The sequence below is a fragment of the Herbaspirillum sp. GCM10030257 genome, from assembly GCF_042666555.1.
GTDB lineage: Bacteria > Pseudomonadota > Gammaproteobacteria > Burkholderiales > Burkholderiaceae_D > Noviherbaspirillum.
This window is the reverse complement of sequence record NZ_JBHTDH010000002.1, coordinates 59,716-75,597: the sequence shown is the minus strand read 5'-3', so window position 1 is coordinate 75,597 and position 15,882 is coordinate 59,716. Positions and strand designations below refer to the sequence as shown.

Genomic DNA, 15,882 nt, shown 5'->3' with positions numbered 1-15,882 from the left:
ATCAGTGTAGTTCGTCCAGCGCACTACGAATACCGGCAATAAATGTCTGCACTGCCTGTACTGCGTCCTCGCGCGGTGTATTTTCCAGTTCCTGGATGATACGACTGCCAATCACTACCGCATCCGATACGGAACCAATCGCTTTTGCGGTAGCACCGTCACGTATACCAAAACCAACACCGACGGGCACTTTCACGTGTTTCTTGATGGCAGGAATCTTTTCGGCGACTGCATCAAGGTCAAGATGACCCGAACCGGTAACCCCCTTCAACGACACATAATACACGTAGCCGCTTGCCACTTTACCAACCTGCTCGATACGTTCATCGGTGGAAGTCGGCGCCAGCAGGAAAATCGGGTCGAGTCCGTTCTCCTTCATCAGCATTGCGAAGTCCTCGCATTCCTCAGGCGGATAATCCACCACGAGGACACCATCCACACCGGCCTGTTTCGCTGCTTCAACAAAAGCCCGGGCACCCATGCGCTCGATCGGATTGGCATAGCCCATCAAGACAACGGGTGTGGACTGGTTAGTAAGACGAAACTCCGTGACGAACTGCAGCACATGGCGCATGCCGACGCCTTGTGCCAGCGCGCGCTCTGATGCGCGTTGAATTACCGGCCCATCCGCCATTGGATCGGAAAACGGCACGCCAAGTTCGATAATGTCGGCACCGCCCGCGACCAACGCATGCATTATTGGCACAGTCAAGTCCGGGGCCGGGTCACCGGCGGTGATGAAAGGAATCAAACCTTTCTTTTTCTGTTCTGCAAGTGTGTTCAGGACGGCTTTTATTCTGGACATGATATTGGCTCTTTGGCTCTTGGCTCATCAGGTGCCAGAGTGCCGCCTTGGCGGGCGATGCTCTGGCAGGACATCATTCGGAAACTGAAACTGCGGCGCGGATGTTGCTGCTGAAATCAGAAGTGCTTTTTCATCCGCTCGGCAACCGTATGCATGTCCTTGTCACCTCGCCCCGACAGATTAGCCAGCACGATCTTTTCTTTCGGCAGTGTTGCGGCAAACTTTGCCGCGTAGGCGAGCGCATGACTGGATTCGAGTGCAGGAATGATGCCTTCGATCCGGCAGCAGTTGTGGAATGCCGCAACGGCTTCTTCGTCGGTAACCGATACATACTGTGCACGCCCTGCATCCTTGAGCCATGCGTGTTCCGGGCCGACGCCGGGATAGTCGAGGCCGGCGGAGACTGAATGCGTTTCGATAATCTGGCCGTTTTCATCCTGCAGCAGATAGGTCCGGTTGCCATGCAGGACGCCCGGCGAACCAGCAATCAGCGATGCCGAATGCCTGCCCGTTTCAAGCCCCTCACCCGCTGCTTCGACGCCAATGAGCTGCACGTCCTTATGATCGATATATGGATAGAAGATACCCATGGCGTTGGAACCGCCGCCGATGCACGCAACCACATAATCGGGTTGGCGACCGGTCATTTCAGGCATCTGTACCAGGCATTCCTTGCCGATCACGGACTGGAAATCGCGCACCATCATCGGATACGGGTGAGGACCCGCCACGGTACCGATGATGTAGAAAGTGTTTTCGACATTGGTCACCCAGTCGCGCATTGCCTCGTTCAACGCGTCCTTGAGTGTCTTCGAACCCGATTCCACCGGGACGACTTTGGCGCCGAGCAGTTCCATCCGATAGACGTTCTGCACCTGGCGCTTGACGTCTTCGCTACCCATGTAGATCACGCATTCGAGGCCAAAGCGCGCGCAGATCGTCGCAGTTGCCACGCCATGCTGCCCTGCGCCGGTTTCCGCAATGACGCGGGGCTTACCCATGCGCTTGGCCAGCAATGCCTGTCCGATCACGTTGTTGATCTTGTGCGCGCCGGTGTGGTTCAAGTCTTCGCGCTTGAAGTAAATCTGCGCGCCACCCATCATTTCAGACCAGCGGCGTGCATGGTAAATGGGGCTGGGGCGCCCGACGAAATGCTTGAGCTCGCGCTCAAACTCTTCGAGAAATGCGGGGTCATTCTGGTAATGCGCATAACCTTGCTTCAGTTCGGTCAAGGCATGGGTCAGCGTCTCGGAAACAAAAGTGCCGCCGTAGGGACCGAAATGGCCGCGCGAGTCTGGCAGGTTGTAATGTGCCGTCTGGTGAATTGCGGTGGTCGTTGTTGCCTGGCGCTCGGCATAGTTTTCAAGCGCGTTCAGTTCTTTCATGGTGTTCTCTTTCATTCGCTAAGGAAGATGCATCGCGAAGACGTCATCTTCCATTCGTCACCCCCACCGTGTAGGCAAGGGACTGGCATATCGCAGGATCTGGTCAGTGCAGAATTGTTCAGCAATCGCTAGACCGGAATCGTTGGATGCCGGCACGCATTGCAGTTTTACGCCGCATAATTTCTGCAGCCGCTTATCTGGTCGACTGTGAACCTTGACTATCGACCTTCAGATGGCGCGATCGGCACGGCGTACCGCATCAATGAATTCACGAATTTTGGCGGGATCCTTGATGCCCTTCGCCTGCTCGACGCCGCTGCTGACATCGACGGCATGCGGCCTGACCTGAAGCACTGCTTCAGTGGCGTTTTGTACGCTCAAGCCACCACTTAAAACGACCCGAGGCGCGAGCTCTTTTGGAATGAGAGACCAATCGAAAACCTTTCCACCGCCGCCATAGCCTTCGACAAAGGCGTCGAGCAAGATACCCGCAAAGAGTTTGCTGGCAGCACGGTAACTATGTTCATATTCTAGCAAATCGGCGCCCGTCATATCGGGTTTCATGCGAACGGCACGCAGGAAAGGACGATTGACGATTTCAGCGGCGGCACAGCACTGCTCCATCGTTTCATCGCCATGAAATTGCAATAAGGAAACGGGAGCAATCCGAACCGTTGCGGCGACTTCTTCCGGGCTGGCATTCACGAATAATCCCACCGAAGTAACAAACGGAGGCACAACCGATAACAGCGATGCGGCTGCTGCGGGCGTCACATGGCGCGGGCTTTTGGCATAGAAGACCAGGCCGATGGCGTCGGCACCCGAAGCAATAGCTGCGTGCAGATCTTCTCGCCGGGTGATTCCACAGATTTTTATACGTGTGCGCGGTGTCATGAACTGATGAAAATTGACTAATGAAAAGGTGAGGACGAAGGTCGGCATCGCCTCAAAATGAGCATTATGCGCCTGACGATGATGGGTTGCAGGCGTGATCTACAGCCACGGGATCGCTCCCGTCGATTCCTGCGGCAGCTTCCATTTTTCATCGTAGGCAATTTTTGCCAGATACAAGCCATCAGGCATGAAAGTTGGTGCGGCACGACTGCGGTCACGATCCGCAAGGATACCGGCCAACCACTGCGGCGGCTGGTTTCCATTGCCGACAACGATTAGCGAACCGACGATGTTGCGTACCATGTGATGCAGGAAGGCGCTGGCGGTAAGCGTGAATACAATCAGGTCGCCACGTCGTTCGATACGGATGTCATGCATGGTTTTGACCGGCGATTTTGCCTGGCATTCCGCGGCGCGGAATGCGGAAAAGTCGTGTTCGCCGATCAAGTGACGTGCGGCTTCCCGCATAGGACCAATTTCCAGTGGCCGAAAAACCCAGCCTGCCTTGCCTGCGAGAAGCGGTGAGCGCACCGGATGGTTGTACAGCACGTAATGGTAAGTCCGGGCGGTCGCGCTGAAGCGCGCATGAAACGCGTCCTGTCCTTCGGCGGACACTTCGGTTGCCCAACGTACTGCGACAGAAGGTGGCAGGAAGGCATTGACTCCCCGTACCCACGAAAACGTGTCACGTATGAGGTCGGTATCGAAATGCACTACCTGCTCCAGTGCATGGACGCCGGTGTCGGTGCGTCCGGCACAGGTAGTCTTGATGTCACGCAGCGAGAAGCGCTTGATCGCCGCCTCCAACGTATCCTGCACGGTGCCGCCTGATGGCTGGGTCTGCCAGCCATGCCAGGGTGCGCCGTCGTATTGGACGCCAAGCACAATCCGTTTTAATTCCACGCCAGATCCTGATTCACAATGAGCCAAAAAACAAAACGGGCGCCAGCAAGTGCTGCGCCCGTTTTTCGGTTGCCTTCTTACTCAGGCGAGTTCAAGCAACAGCGACTTCGCGCGTTCGCTCTGTTCGGGCGATCCGCCTTTCAGTACTTCGTCCAGCAGTTCGCGGGCACCTTCCTTGTCGCCAATTTCCTGGTAGGCGATGGCGAGATCCAGCTTGGTTGCCATTTCCGCGCTGCTGAAACCGGATTCCTCACCAACGCCGGCGAGCGAATCAAGGTTGCTCAGCGACTCGATCGATGTATCGAAATCAAGGCTGGACTTGCTTCCCTGCTCGGATGGATTGAGCTCAAGGCTGATCCCGGACAGATCAAAGTCGAGTGGATCGTTCCCGGTCGGATCAGCTTTCGCGTCCGCCTTCGCTTCCGGTACGGCAGGCACCCCATCCAGTTCAGGAATTTCCAGATCGAAGGCTCCAACGCCGGTATCCGCTGTTGTCGACGGCTTGTCGCTAAGTACCGGCTCGGCATTCATTTCAAGTGCCGGTTCCTCAGTATCGAGTGTGAAGTCGAAGTTCTTGATTCCAGGAATATCGACAACCTCCGGCTGCAACGGCGCCTCGGATGGCAGGTCGATACTGAAATTGCCAACCTGCTGCGCCTTGGCTTCCGCTTTCGGGTCAGCTGGCGTATCGAGGAAGTCAAAATCGATCGATGCGAGGGCTGCCGGCGGCTCGACAGATGCCGGACGTGGGATGGTATTCGGCACGACCATGTCGGGCATGTTCATGCCGTCGAGGTCGAAGTCTAGGTCATTGGACGACGGCTTGGCGGCAATCGGCTCCTCCGACTGCTGTTCCTCAGGCTTGATTTCCGGCTCGGACTCCAGCTCGGACATCGGCTCGAAGTCCAGATCGTTCGATGTGGCAGGTGTCTTTTCTGCCGAGATATCCAGTGGTGCTTCGGATGTCAGAGCGCTATTGCTGAAATACGAGGTGTCGGTTTCCAGCGAGCTGATGGTGTCGAGCGACGACGTGGTGTCCGACTGCGTAGTCGACAGCAACGTTGCAAGACCTTGCTCCTCCAGGGGCTGTGTCGGAGCAACCAGACCACCGGCTGCGCCAGCTGCCGTATTTTCCTTGCTGGCCTTGTCGTTTTTACCACCGGCATACAGCGGATTGTTCGGATCGATGCCAACACCGAGCGCAACGGCCTGCGCCCATTCTTCACCTTCACCCTTGGTCAGGCCATACAGCTCCGTCGCCAGCACTTCAAAGGCGCGCAGGTCTTTGCGGTTGGAGTAAATTTCAAGCAGCTTCACGCGCACAGCATGGCGCTCGGGCTGAGTGCGCAGGGCTTCTTTCAGGATTTCCTCGGCTTGGGCATCGCGGCCATACGCGATGTAGACATCCGCTTCGGCTACCGGATCAACCTCATTGGTATCGAGCTGACTGGCCGACGGCGAGAAGCTTGAGTTGAACACGCTGTTGTTTGTATCGACACTCTGACCGCCGGTCGATCCGAACAGCGAATTCGCTTTCAGGCTGGAATCAGTAATGATGCTGTCTTCAAACTGCTTGTTCTGCTTCTGGCGACGGGCACGGTAGATACCAAGTGCACCAAGTGCAACGAGCAACGCGCCCACGCCGGGCAGGACCATTGGATTGTCGGTGAGCGACTCAAAGAAGCTAGGCTCCGGTGGTGGTGGCGGTGCGACCGGTTTCGGTTTCGCGACCGCTGGAGCAGCCGGCTTTTCAGCTTGTGGCTCTGCTGGTTTTTCCGGTACGGACGGAGCAGAGGCTGCTGTTTCGACGGAAGCGGCAGGTGCGGATGCTGTCGGTGACGTAGCTGCAGGATTTGCCGTCTGCGCAGTCGGTGCTGATGCCGTTGTCGCGGTGGCAGGCGCTGCCGGTGTCGCGGCGGCACCTGTCGTTGTAGACGCTGCTGGAGCCGGAGCCTGGGCGTCCGCCTTGGACACGCCAGCCTGCTTCTGCTGTTCGGCCAGACTTTGATTCTTTACTTCCAACAGCTTCTGCAGATCAGTGACGTTCTTTTCCAGTTCCTTGACGCGGGCATTGGCTTCGGCAAGCGCCTTTTCCTCTGCAATGCGGTCTTCCGCCGAGCCTGTCCCGGCGGCCTTGTCGGCGTTGGCGCCGGCGGCAGGAAGCGCGTTGGACAACTTGAGTTTGTCCTTGGATTCTGAAGCAGGTGTGGATTGTTCTTCCACCTTCGCAGTGATTTTTCCGCCAGCGCTCTGGCGGCTTTCAGTGGATTTCTGCGGTGCGGATGCCGCGACCTGCCCGGCAAGTTTGCTGCGGTAATTCTGGAAATCGGCGGCCTGGGCAACAACGATGTTGCGCGCCTCCGTATTGCTGATGCCGCGCGCCGTTTCAGCGCTGGGCACAGAAAGGATTTGACCTGCTTTCAGGCGGCTCATGTTCTGACCGGCGAATGCATCAGGGTTCGCCTGGTACAGTGCTACAAGCATCTGGTCCAGGGATACGCCACGCTGTTTGACCTGTCCCGCAATCTGGGCAAGCGTATCACCTTTGCGCACTTTGTAATCGGCTGCGGCTTCCCGCGTGGTCTCGACCGGGCGTGGCGTTTCGGAACGCGCCGCGCTTGGTGCGGACTCTACTGATGGAGAGCGGCGCGACGCCGCTTCGGATTGTGTAACAGACTGTGACGACCGCGTGTTTTGTGGTGCGCGCGAGACGGTTGTATCCGGAATGGCAACCGGTGTCGGCGCAATTTGTGCCGCTTGTGTACTGCGCAGGTCGGCAGGGTCGAGCAGGAAAGTGTACTCACGAACCAGACGCCCATTCGGGCCGGACAGCTCGAGCAGCATGTCGACGAACGGTTCATTCAATGGCTGCGCCGATGTCACGCGAATGATTTGACGGTCACCCCGCTGTTCGATCGCAAAACGCAAGGCAGTCAACGCCGGACTGTAATCAATACTGGCTTGACGGAAGGTGTCGGCGGAAGCCAGCTTGGCCGTGAGCGCACCTGCTTCATTGCGCGCGACAGAAGTCAGCTCGATCTCTGCACGTAAGGGTTGCCCGAGTGACGAAAGAACCGTCAGTTTGCCCAGGCCGGCAGCGTGCGCATTTGAAAACAGAAGCGCAGTCGCAACAGCGGCGCTGAGCGTTTTCAAAGTAAACAAGCCCGCTGTTGGGCGTTTATTTGAATGCATGTTTAATGGCATAGGGGGCAATCCGTTTGCGTATCTGGTAGGGGTACTTTTACCGCGCCAATTTAGCATTGTTCGAGGGAACTTTCACCATATCATCATGGACTTAGGCACGCAAGTGTAACCAAGTTGCTAACTAGGGCAAAAACGCCGTGCTGCTATATACACTCTGGCATGGCGCCCTGTTGTTGATTGGCAACGCAACTGGGGCCTGTCGAATCCGGCTCGCGTCGCCGGCTTCAACAGGCCCCAGCATATTCAGAGCAGCAGTCGTTAGTTATCGAGGACGATGCGGAGCATGCGGCGCAGCGGCTCAGCTGCACCCCACAACAGCTGGTCGCCGACTGTGAACGCGGACAGGTACTCACCACCCATCTGCATCTTGCGCAAGCGGCCGACCGGGATGGTCAGGCTGCCGGTCACGGCTGCAGGGGTCAGGTCCTTCATCGAGGCTTCACGGTTGTTCGGAACCACCTTTGCCCACTGATTGCTGTCGGCGATGATGCCTTCGATTTCATCCAGCGGAACGTCTTTCTTCAGCTTGATGGTCAACGCCTGCGAATGGCAACGCATGGCGCCGATGCGCACGCACAGGCCGTCTACCGGAATCGCTGCCTTGGCGGAAGCGCCGAAACCTTCGCCGCGACCCAGAATCTTGTTGGTCTCGGCGCCGCCCTTCCACTCTTCGCGCGATACGCCGTTTCCGAGGTCCTTGTCGATCCAGGGAATCAGGTTGCCGCCGAGTGGAACGCCAAATTGTTTGGTCTCGTCGGCGGACATCGAGTGCTGCTTTGCCAGTACCTTGCGGTCGATTTCGAGAATGGCCGAGGCCGGATCGTCGAGCAGCGATTTGACTTCGGCATTGATGGAGCCGAACTGCGTCAGCAATTCACGCATGTGCTGCGCGCCGCCGCCGGAAGCCGCCTGGTAAGTCATGGATGTCATCCACTCGACCAGATCCTTGTCGAACAGCCCGCCCAGGCCCATCAGCATGCACGAGACGGTGCAGTTGCCGCCGATGTAGTTTTTCACGCCACGCTTGAGCGCGTCCTTGATGACGTCGAGGTTGACCGGGTCAAGGATGATGATGGAGTCGTCCTTCATACGCAGCGTGGACGCCGCGTCGATCCAGTAGCCGTTCCATCCGGCGCTGCGCAGCTGGGGGAAAATCTCGGTCGTGTAGTCACCGCCCTGGCAGGTAATAATGATGTCGCATTTTTTCAGCTCGTCAATATTGTTTGCGTCTTTGAGTGTGGTTTCATTTTTCGCCGTTGCCGGGGCTTTGCCGCCCGCATTGGATGTCGAAAAGAATACCGGCTCGATATGAGCGAAATCGCCCTCTTCCTGCATGCGCTGCATCAGGACTGAGCCCACCATACCACGCCAACCCACCAGGCCTACTAACTTCACAATTTTCTCCCTCAAGTGCCCATCAATAAAAATACTGCATTACTTACTACCCCAGGGCCTTCACCACTGCATCACCCATCTCGCGGGTACCGACCTTGGTCGTGCCTTCCTCGTAGATGTCCGGCGTACGCAAGCCCTGCGCCAATACCTTCTTGACCGCGTTTTCAATGCGGTCCGCCTGCTCCGCCTTGTTCAGCGAATAGCGCAGCATCATCGCGGCGGAAAGGATGGTTGCCAACGGATTGGCGACACCCTTGCCGGCGATGTCGGGTGCCGAACCATGCGATGGTTCGTACAGGCCCTTGTTGTTTGCATCCAGCGAGGCCGACGGCAGCATGCCGATCGAACCGGTCAGCATGGCTGCCGCGTCGGACAGGATATCGCCAAACATGTTGCCGGTGACGATCACGTCAAACTTTTTCGGCGCACGGACCAGCTGCATTGCCGCATTGTCCACATACATGTGGTCCAGTGCGACGTCCTGGTATTCCTTGTGCACGTCGGTCACAATGTCTTTCCAGAACTGGAAGGTCTCCAGCACGTTGGCCTTGTCAACGCTGGTCAGGCGCTTATCGCGCTTGCGCGCTGCCTGGAAAGCGACATGGGCGATACGCCGGATTTCGGATTCGGCATAGCGCATGGTGTCAAAACCTTCACGCTCGCCCTTGAATGCACCGTCAGGCGCGGTACGCACGCCGCGCGGCTGACCAAAATAGATATCGCCTGTCAGTTCGCGAATGATCAGGATGTCGAGTCCGGATACGACCTCGGGTTTGAGTGTCGATGCGCCGGCCAGTTCCGGATAAAGGATCGCCGGACGCAGATTGGCGAACAGGTTCAGGTTCTTGCGCAGGCCAAGGATTGCCTGCTCGGGACGCAATGGGCGGTCGAGCTTATCGTATTTCCAGTCGCCGACGGCACCAAACAGCACGGCATCCGCCTGCTGCGCCAGCTTCAGCGTGCCTTCGGGCAGTGGATGGCCGTGCGCTTCATAGCCGGCACCGCCGACTGGAGCGGTTTCCATTTCAAATTTTTCATCGAGCACGTTCAGGACGCGGACCGCCTGGTCGATGATTTCGGGACCAATGCCGTCACCCGGCAGAATTGCAATTTTCATTTGTTTTCTTGGTTAATTGCTCAGATTCAGATGGTGTTCGCGAGCCAGGGATTCGCCGCTACGTGACGTTCTTCGAATGCACGGATCTTGTCCGCCTGGCGCAGCGTGAGACCAATGTCGTCGAGGCCGTTCAGCAGGCAATACTTGCGGAAGCCATCCACTTCAAACGAATAGCTGGCACTGCCATTGGCGGTACGCACTACCTGGTTCTCCAGGTCCACCACCAGGCGGAAGCCCGGGAAAGCTTTGACTTCGTTGAAAAGCTGATCCACCTGGACTTCACTCAGCACGATCGGAAGCACACCGTTCTTGAAGCAGTTATTGAAGAAAATGTCCGCAAAGCTTGGCGCGATCACTGCACGGAATCCATATTGCTGAAGTGCCCACGGTGCATGCTCGCGCGAGGATCCGCAGCCGAAATTCTTGCGCGTCAACAGGATGGACGCACCCTGGTAGCGCGGCTGATTCAGCACAAAATCCGGGTTGACCGGACGCTTGCTGTTGTCCATGCCTGGCTCGCCATGGTCAAGGTAACGCCATTCGTCAAACAGGTTGGGGCCGAAGCCGCTACGTTTGATCGATTTCAGGAACTGCTTGGGAATGATGGCATCGGTATCCACATTGGCACGATCCAGCGGTGCGACCAATCCATCGTGTACGGTAAATTTATCCATGATCTCTGACTCTGATCTGCGAGCTACTGCCAGCATGGCAACGGCCCGACTTCTGTTTGCTCGACGCGCTTATTTCTTCGCTGCGCTTTCTACTACTTCACCCACTTTCCTGACATCTTTGCCAACGCCTTGAACGGTGTTGCATCCCATCAGGACCAATGTCGACAATACCGCAGCGACAAGTGCGACTTGTTTTCTTGTATTTTTCATAGGGCCTCCCTGTAAGCCTGATCACTCAACAAACTGTACGACAGACGCGATGCATGGGTGCTTTTAACACCGACCCGATCACAAAACGCATCTGCCTGATTACTGCTGTGAAGCATTCGGTCTGTCGCTCAATCCAGTTCAGCGCAGCGCGCGTACGTCGACAAAATGTCCGGCGATACCAGCTGCGGCTGCCATGGCAGGCGATACCAGGTGGGTACGTCCCCCCTGCCCCTGACGGCCTTCGAAGTTGCGGTTCGAGGTCGATGCACAGCGCTCGCCCGGCTCCAGGCGGTCAGCATTCATCGCCAGACACATCGAACAGCCCGGTTCACGCCATTCAAAGCCCGCATCGCGGAAAATTTTGTCGAGACCCTCGCGTTCTGCCTGGTCTTTCACCAGCCCGGATCCTGGGACCACCATCGCCAGCTTGACGTTGGAAGCACGTTGCTTGCCCCGCACGACCGCTGCCGCTGCGCGCAAGTCTTCAATGCGCGAGTTGGTGCAGGATCCGATGAACACCTTGTCGATACGGATATCCGACATCGCGGTATTCGGCTTCAGGTTCATGTAAACCAGCGCCTTTTCCATGGCATCACGCTTGACGGCATCCTTTTCCTTTTCAGGGTCCGGCACACGGTCATCGATCGACACCACCATCTCCGGCGAGGTGCCCCAGGTGACTTGCGGCTTGATCTCGGCGGCGTTCAGTGTCACCACCAGGTCGAACTTCGCACCCGGATCGGAATGCAGGTTGCGCCACGCTTCCACCGCGCGGTCCCAGTGCGGGCCGACCGGTGAGAACGGACGTCCCTTGACATAGTTGATCGTCGTATCGTCCACAGCCACCATGCCGGCGCGGGCGCCCGCTTCAATGGCCATGTTGCAGATGGTCATGCGGCCTTCCATCGACAGCGAACGGATGGTCGAACCGGCGAATTCGATCGCGTAGCCAGTGCCGCCAGCCGTACCGATCTTGCCGATTACCGCCAGCACGATGTCCTTGGCAGTGACACCGAAAGGCAACGCGCCGTCGATTTGCACCAGCATGGCCTTGGATTTCTTGGCGAGCAGCGTCTGGGTGGCGAGTACGTGTTCGACTTCAGACGTGCCGATACCATGCGCCAGGCAGCCAAACGCGCCGTGCGTGGAGGTATGCGAATCACCGCACACCACGGTCATGCCGGGCAAGGTCGCGCCCTGCTCAGGCCCGATGACGTGGACGATACCCTGGCGTTTGTCCTGCATGCCGAAATAAGTCAGCCCATATTCCTTGGCGTTGGCATCCAGGGTTTCGACCTGCAGGCGCGAAACCGGGTCGGCGATGCCGTTGGCGCGATCGGTGGTCGGCACATTGTGGTCGGCAACGACCAGGTTGGCCGAGACGCGCCAGGGCTGCCGGTTGGCCAGCTTGAGGCCTTCGAAAGCCTGTGGACTGGTGACTTCATGCAGCAGGTGGCGGTCGATGTAAAGGATGGCAGTGCCGTCCTCTTCCGTATGGACGACGTGCGATTCCCAGAGTTTGTCGTAGAGCGTTTGGGCCATGTTGAAAAGCGTGCGAAGCAGCGCAAAACGGAGAAAGTAGTCTTCGATTATGCCATAGTTGTGCAGTGCAAACTCACGTCACACCGCGCTCCGCATAATGAAAAACGCCCGCGGAAGAAGCCGCGGGCGCTCATTGAATCTTTTATTGCCAATTCTGTTGATAATGTGGCAAGCCTCAGGTCAACGCGTCTTTCTTGCCTGTTCGTACAGCGGCATGACCCGCTGGGAGTAAGCGGTCAGGTCGCTGAGGCGATCGGATTGGGAGGGGTGGGTTGACAGAAATTTTGGCGGCGAACTGCCACCGACCTGCCCCATCTTTTGCCAGAGCGTTATCGCGGCACGCGGGTCGTAGCCGGCACGCGCGGCCAGTTCGATGCCAACACGATCCGCTTCAGTCTCGTGCGCGCGGGAGTTGGGCAGGCCAACCAGGCCCATATAGGCATACTGAGCGCCCTGCTGTCCGATCTCGCCCAGTCCCAGCAACGCGCTTCCAACGGAAATGACGCCGCCGGCAATCATTTGTTCGGATGCTCGCTCCCGCGCATGCTCGCGCAGGGCATGGGCAATTTCGTGTCCCATGACGGCGGCAAGCTCATCGTCGGTAATTTGCAGCTTTTCCATCAATCCCGTATAGACCGCCATTTTTCCACCGGGCATGCACCATGCGTTCACTTCGGGTGAAGTCAGTACGTTGACTTCCCAAGACCATGCGCGTGCGTCCGGGCGAAAGGCGACGACCTGCGGGATGATCCTGCCGGCAACGGCGCGAACACGCGCTACCTGAGCAGGATTGCGGTTCAAGGTGCCCTTTTGCCCTTCTTGCGCGATCAGCTTGCTGTATTCTTCACGCGCTGCCTGCTCGATAGCTTCAGGCGCCACAGCCATTCTCTGCTGACGGTTGACGCCCACTACACCGCTTTGTGTAGTCTGAACGGTTTCACAGGCGACCAGCGTCAGCATGCTAACCCCAAGCAAGGCACTCTTCACGCCCGTCATCACGGATGGTTTAAAACGAACGACAGATTTCATTGTCTCTCCTCAATGTTTTGCCAGCGGTACGACAACATCGCGGCAACCGCGCCGCCCAGAGAAAATATTGCTGCTACCAAATAGACTGCCTGTGAGCCGAATCTATCCCAGAAGCCGCTCAGTATGAGTCCGCCAAGTGTGCCACCCAAGCCATAGGAAATGCTTGTATAGAAGGCCTGGCCGCTGGCTTGCAAAGGTCCGGCGAACCAGCGCTGCATGGTCACAATCGAAGCTGAATGATGCACGCCGAAAGTCGCGGCATTCAGCACTTGCGCGACAAGAAGCAAGACCAGCGATTCCGCACCGAAACCAATCAGCAGGAAACGCAGGACCGCAAGCAGAAGACTGGCAATCATGAGCTTGCGAACACCAAAGCGCCGAAACAACGGCGTCTGGTAGAAAAAGAAAACGATTTCCACCACGACACCGAGCGACCACATCAAGCCTATCACTGTATTGCTGTAGCCGATTTGCGCCAGGTACAGGGAATAGAAGACATACAGCGAAGCATGCGCGGCAATCATCAGAAAAGTCGACGTGAAGAATGCCAGTACTTCCCGCTTGCGCAATAAAGCCAGCACCGAGGAGGCCTGCGCGCGATGATCTCCATGCGCACTTTCCTGCATACGAAGGCTGGCCCCCAGCACCATCATCAGCAAGGCCAGCGCGATCCAAGGCAGCAGCCCGATGCCCCACCAGTCCAGGAACGGTCCGGCGATCGTCACGCTCAGGATGAAACCTACCGACCCCCAAAGCCGTAGCCGGCCATAGTGCGTCAGGTCGCCGCGCATCTCGGACAGCATCAGCGCTTCCGACAAGGGGCTCTGCGCACTGGTAAAAAAATTCACGAGGACCATGACGATGAACAACTGTACGAAGGTCTGACCGAAAAACATGCCAACGAATGCGGTCACGGAGGCCAGGGCGGTGATGCGAAGCACCGTGACGCGCTGCTGGTGCCGGTCGGCGACCCATCCCCAAAGGTTGGGCCCGAAGATGCGCATGACCTGCATCAGCGACATGAGGATGCCGATCTGGGTGGCGCTCAGGCCTTTTTCAGAAAAGTAGAGACTGGCATAGGGCGAGAACACGCCGATGTAGCCGTAATAGGCAAAAAAGAACAGAGCAAAGCTGATCGACTGCTTTGGCCAGGAAGTGGGCTGCACGTAGGATTGTTCAGACGGTAGGCAAAGGAAAACGGAAAGCGGAAACAGGGGTCCCGCTGGCTGCGCCTTGACGACGACTGGCGACTCTTACCCTATCTTTGCCGCAATCTGAGGCGTTCCGACGCGAACATCGCCACATTGGGCGCGATGCCGCAACGCGTGGTCCATCAGCACCAGCGCAAGCATCGCCTCGGCGATCGGCGTGGCGCGAATACCGACACAGGGATCGTGGCGACCGAAGGTTTCAACGTTGATCGGGTTACCGGCCTTGTCGATCGAATGGCGCGGTGTGCGAATGCTGGACGTCGGCTTGATGGCGATCGATGCGGTGATGTCCTGGCCGGTCGAGATTCCGCCCAACACGCCACCCGCATTATTGGTGGCAAAGCCGCCGGGCGTCAGTTCGTCGCCATGCTCCGTGCCTTTTTGCGAAACTGAGCGAAAGCCGGCGCCGATCTCAACGCCCTTTACCGCGTTGATGCCCATCAGCGCGAACGCAATGTCGGCGTCTAGCTTGTCATAGATGGGTTCGCCGAGACCTATCGGCACATTCTGGGCCACGACGTCGATGCGCGCACCACAGGAGTCGCCATCCTTGCGCAACTGGTCCATATAGTCTTCCAGCTGCGGAATCACCGTCGCGTTGGCAGCGAAAAACGGATTATTCGGCACGTGGTCCCAGGATTCGAAAGGAATCGCAATGTCCCCAAGCTGGCTCATGCAGCCCTTGAACACCGTTCCGTACTGCTGCTTCAGCCACTTGCGCGCAATCGCGGCGGCGCCGACCACCGGTGCGGTCAGCCTTGCCGACGAGCGGCCACCGCCGCGCGGATCGCGGATGCCGTACTTGTGCCAGTAGGTGTAGTCGGCATGGCCGGGACGAAAAGTATCGAGAATGTTGCCGTAGTCCTTGCTGCGCTGGTCCTGATTGCGGATGAGCAGAGCGATCGGCGTACCGGTCGTTTTACCTTCATAGACACCGGACAGGATTTCGACGGTGTCGGGTTCCTGTCGCTGCGTCACGTGACGGGAAGTGCCTGGCTTGCGACGATCAAGCTCCGGCTGGATGTCGGCCTCGGAAAGCTCCATGCCGGGCGGGCAGCCATCCACCACGCAGCCGATGGCTGGGCCATGCGACTCGCCAAACGTGGTGACAGTGAAGAGCGTGCCAAAAGTATTGCCGGACATGATAAGTAGCCAAGTAATCGGGAAAGCATAGATTCTAGCGTATCGACGGAAGCGTTCGTTGAAAAACGGCATCGCTCCGAAAAACTTTGCACGCTGCGTCATCCCGCGTTCGTTAGCGCTTTGGCATCACCTTGCCATGGTTTCGCCGTGAAATTGCGACATTAAGCCCCTTTTCTTCAGCTTGCCCTGCTGCTTATGGCATCTGCTGATTGCACATGGCGGGAATCTGGTGCAACATCCGTGAGAAGTTGAATAACAGCAAGGTCGTTTTCAGAAATGAAAACAGTGTGGTCGTCGACAAGGCAGATCATCAGGCCTTTTGAAGAACTATCCTTTGTCCATGGAATTATCGATATATTGTTTCCAGGCA

Annotated in this window: 13 protein-coding genes; all 13 read right to left on the bottom strand. The window is 57.5% G+C overall.

Annotated elements, in window-relative coordinates; genetic code table 11:
- Position 1 precedes the first annotated feature (1 nt).
- A complete protein-coding gene (gene trpA / locus ACFQUU_RS02875) occupies positions 2-805 on the bottom strand; it encodes a tryptophan synthase subunit alpha (protein ID WP_382242391.1) in 804 nt (267 codons plus the stop codon).
- Positions 806-921: 116 nt separating this feature from the next.
- Positions 922-2,190: a tryptophan synthase subunit beta gene (trpB, locus tag ACFQUU_RS02870; protein ID WP_382242388.1), complete on the bottom strand. Its 1,269-nt coding sequence runs from the start codon at positions 2,188-2,190 to the stop codon at positions 922-924.
- A gap of 228 nt (positions 2,191-2,418) precedes the next feature.
- Complete coding sequence (locus ACFQUU_RS02865) at positions 2,419-3,084, bottom strand: phosphoribosylanthranilate isomerase (protein ID WP_382243351.1); 666 nt, start codon at positions 3,082-3,084, stop codon at positions 2,419-2,421.
- Positions 3,085-3,183: 99 nt separating this feature from the next.
- Positions 3,184-3,987, bottom strand: a complete 804-nt coding sequence (gene truA, locus ACFQUU_RS02860; RefSeq protein ID WP_382242385.1) for a tRNA pseudouridine(38-40) synthase TruA — start codon at positions 3,985-3,987, stop codon at positions 3,184-3,186.
- An 81-nt stretch (positions 3,988-4,068) separates the two neighbouring features.
- On the bottom strand, positions 4,069-7,149 hold the full coding sequence (locus tag ACFQUU_RS02855) for a FimV/HubP family polar landmark protein (RefSeq protein ID WP_382242382.1): 3,081 nt from the start codon (positions 7,147-7,149) through the stop codon (positions 4,069-4,071).
- 300 nt (positions 7,150-7,449) lie between these two features.
- On the bottom strand, positions 7,450-8,589 hold the full coding sequence (gene asd, locus ACFQUU_RS02850) for an aspartate-semialdehyde dehydrogenase (protein ID WP_382243348.1): 1,140 nt from the start codon (positions 8,587-8,589) through the stop codon (positions 7,450-7,452).
- A 43-nt stretch (positions 8,590-8,632) separates the two neighbouring features.
- On the bottom strand, positions 8,633-9,703 hold the full coding sequence (gene leuB, locus ACFQUU_RS02845; RefSeq protein WP_382242379.1) for a 3-isopropylmalate dehydrogenase: 1,071 nt from the start codon (positions 9,701-9,703) through the stop codon (positions 8,633-8,635).
- A gap of 26 nt (positions 9,704-9,729) precedes the next feature.
- A complete protein-coding gene (gene leuD, locus ACFQUU_RS02840; RefSeq protein ID WP_382242377.1) occupies positions 9,730-10,377 on the bottom strand; it encodes a 3-isopropylmalate dehydratase small subunit in 648 nt (215 codons plus the stop codon).
- 69 nt (positions 10,378-10,446) lie between these two features.
- The gene (locus tag ACFQUU_RS02835) at positions 10,447-10,587 is read right to left on the bottom strand and encodes an entericidin A/B family lipoprotein (RefSeq protein WP_382242374.1); all 141 of its coding nucleotides are present in this window, start codon (positions 10,585-10,587) and stop codon (positions 10,447-10,449) included.
- A gap of 138 nt (positions 10,588-10,725) precedes the next feature.
- Entirely contained in the window at positions 10,726-12,129 is a 1,404-nt protein-coding gene (gene leuC, locus ACFQUU_RS02830) for a 3-isopropylmalate dehydratase large subunit (RefSeq protein WP_382242371.1), read from the bottom strand.
- A gap of 180 nt (positions 12,130-12,309) precedes the next feature.
- On the bottom strand, positions 12,310-13,125 hold the full coding sequence (locus ACFQUU_RS02825) for a M48 family metallopeptidase (RefSeq protein ID WP_382243345.1): 816 nt from the start codon (positions 13,123-13,125) through the stop codon (positions 12,310-12,312).
- A 29-nt stretch (positions 13,126-13,154) separates the two neighbouring features.
- Positions 13,155-14,324 (bottom strand): MFS transporter, encoded by a 1,170-nt coding sequence (locus tag ACFQUU_RS02820; protein ID WP_382242368.1) that lies wholly within the window; start codon positions 14,322-14,324, stop codon positions 13,155-13,157.
- 87 nt (positions 14,325-14,411) lie between these two features.
- The gene (gene aroC, locus ACFQUU_RS02815; protein WP_382242365.1) at positions 14,412-15,512 is read right to left on the bottom strand and encodes a chorismate synthase; all 1,101 of its coding nucleotides are present in this window, start codon (positions 15,510-15,512) and stop codon (positions 14,412-14,414) included.
- Between the last annotated feature and the right edge of the window lie 370 nt (positions 15,513-15,882).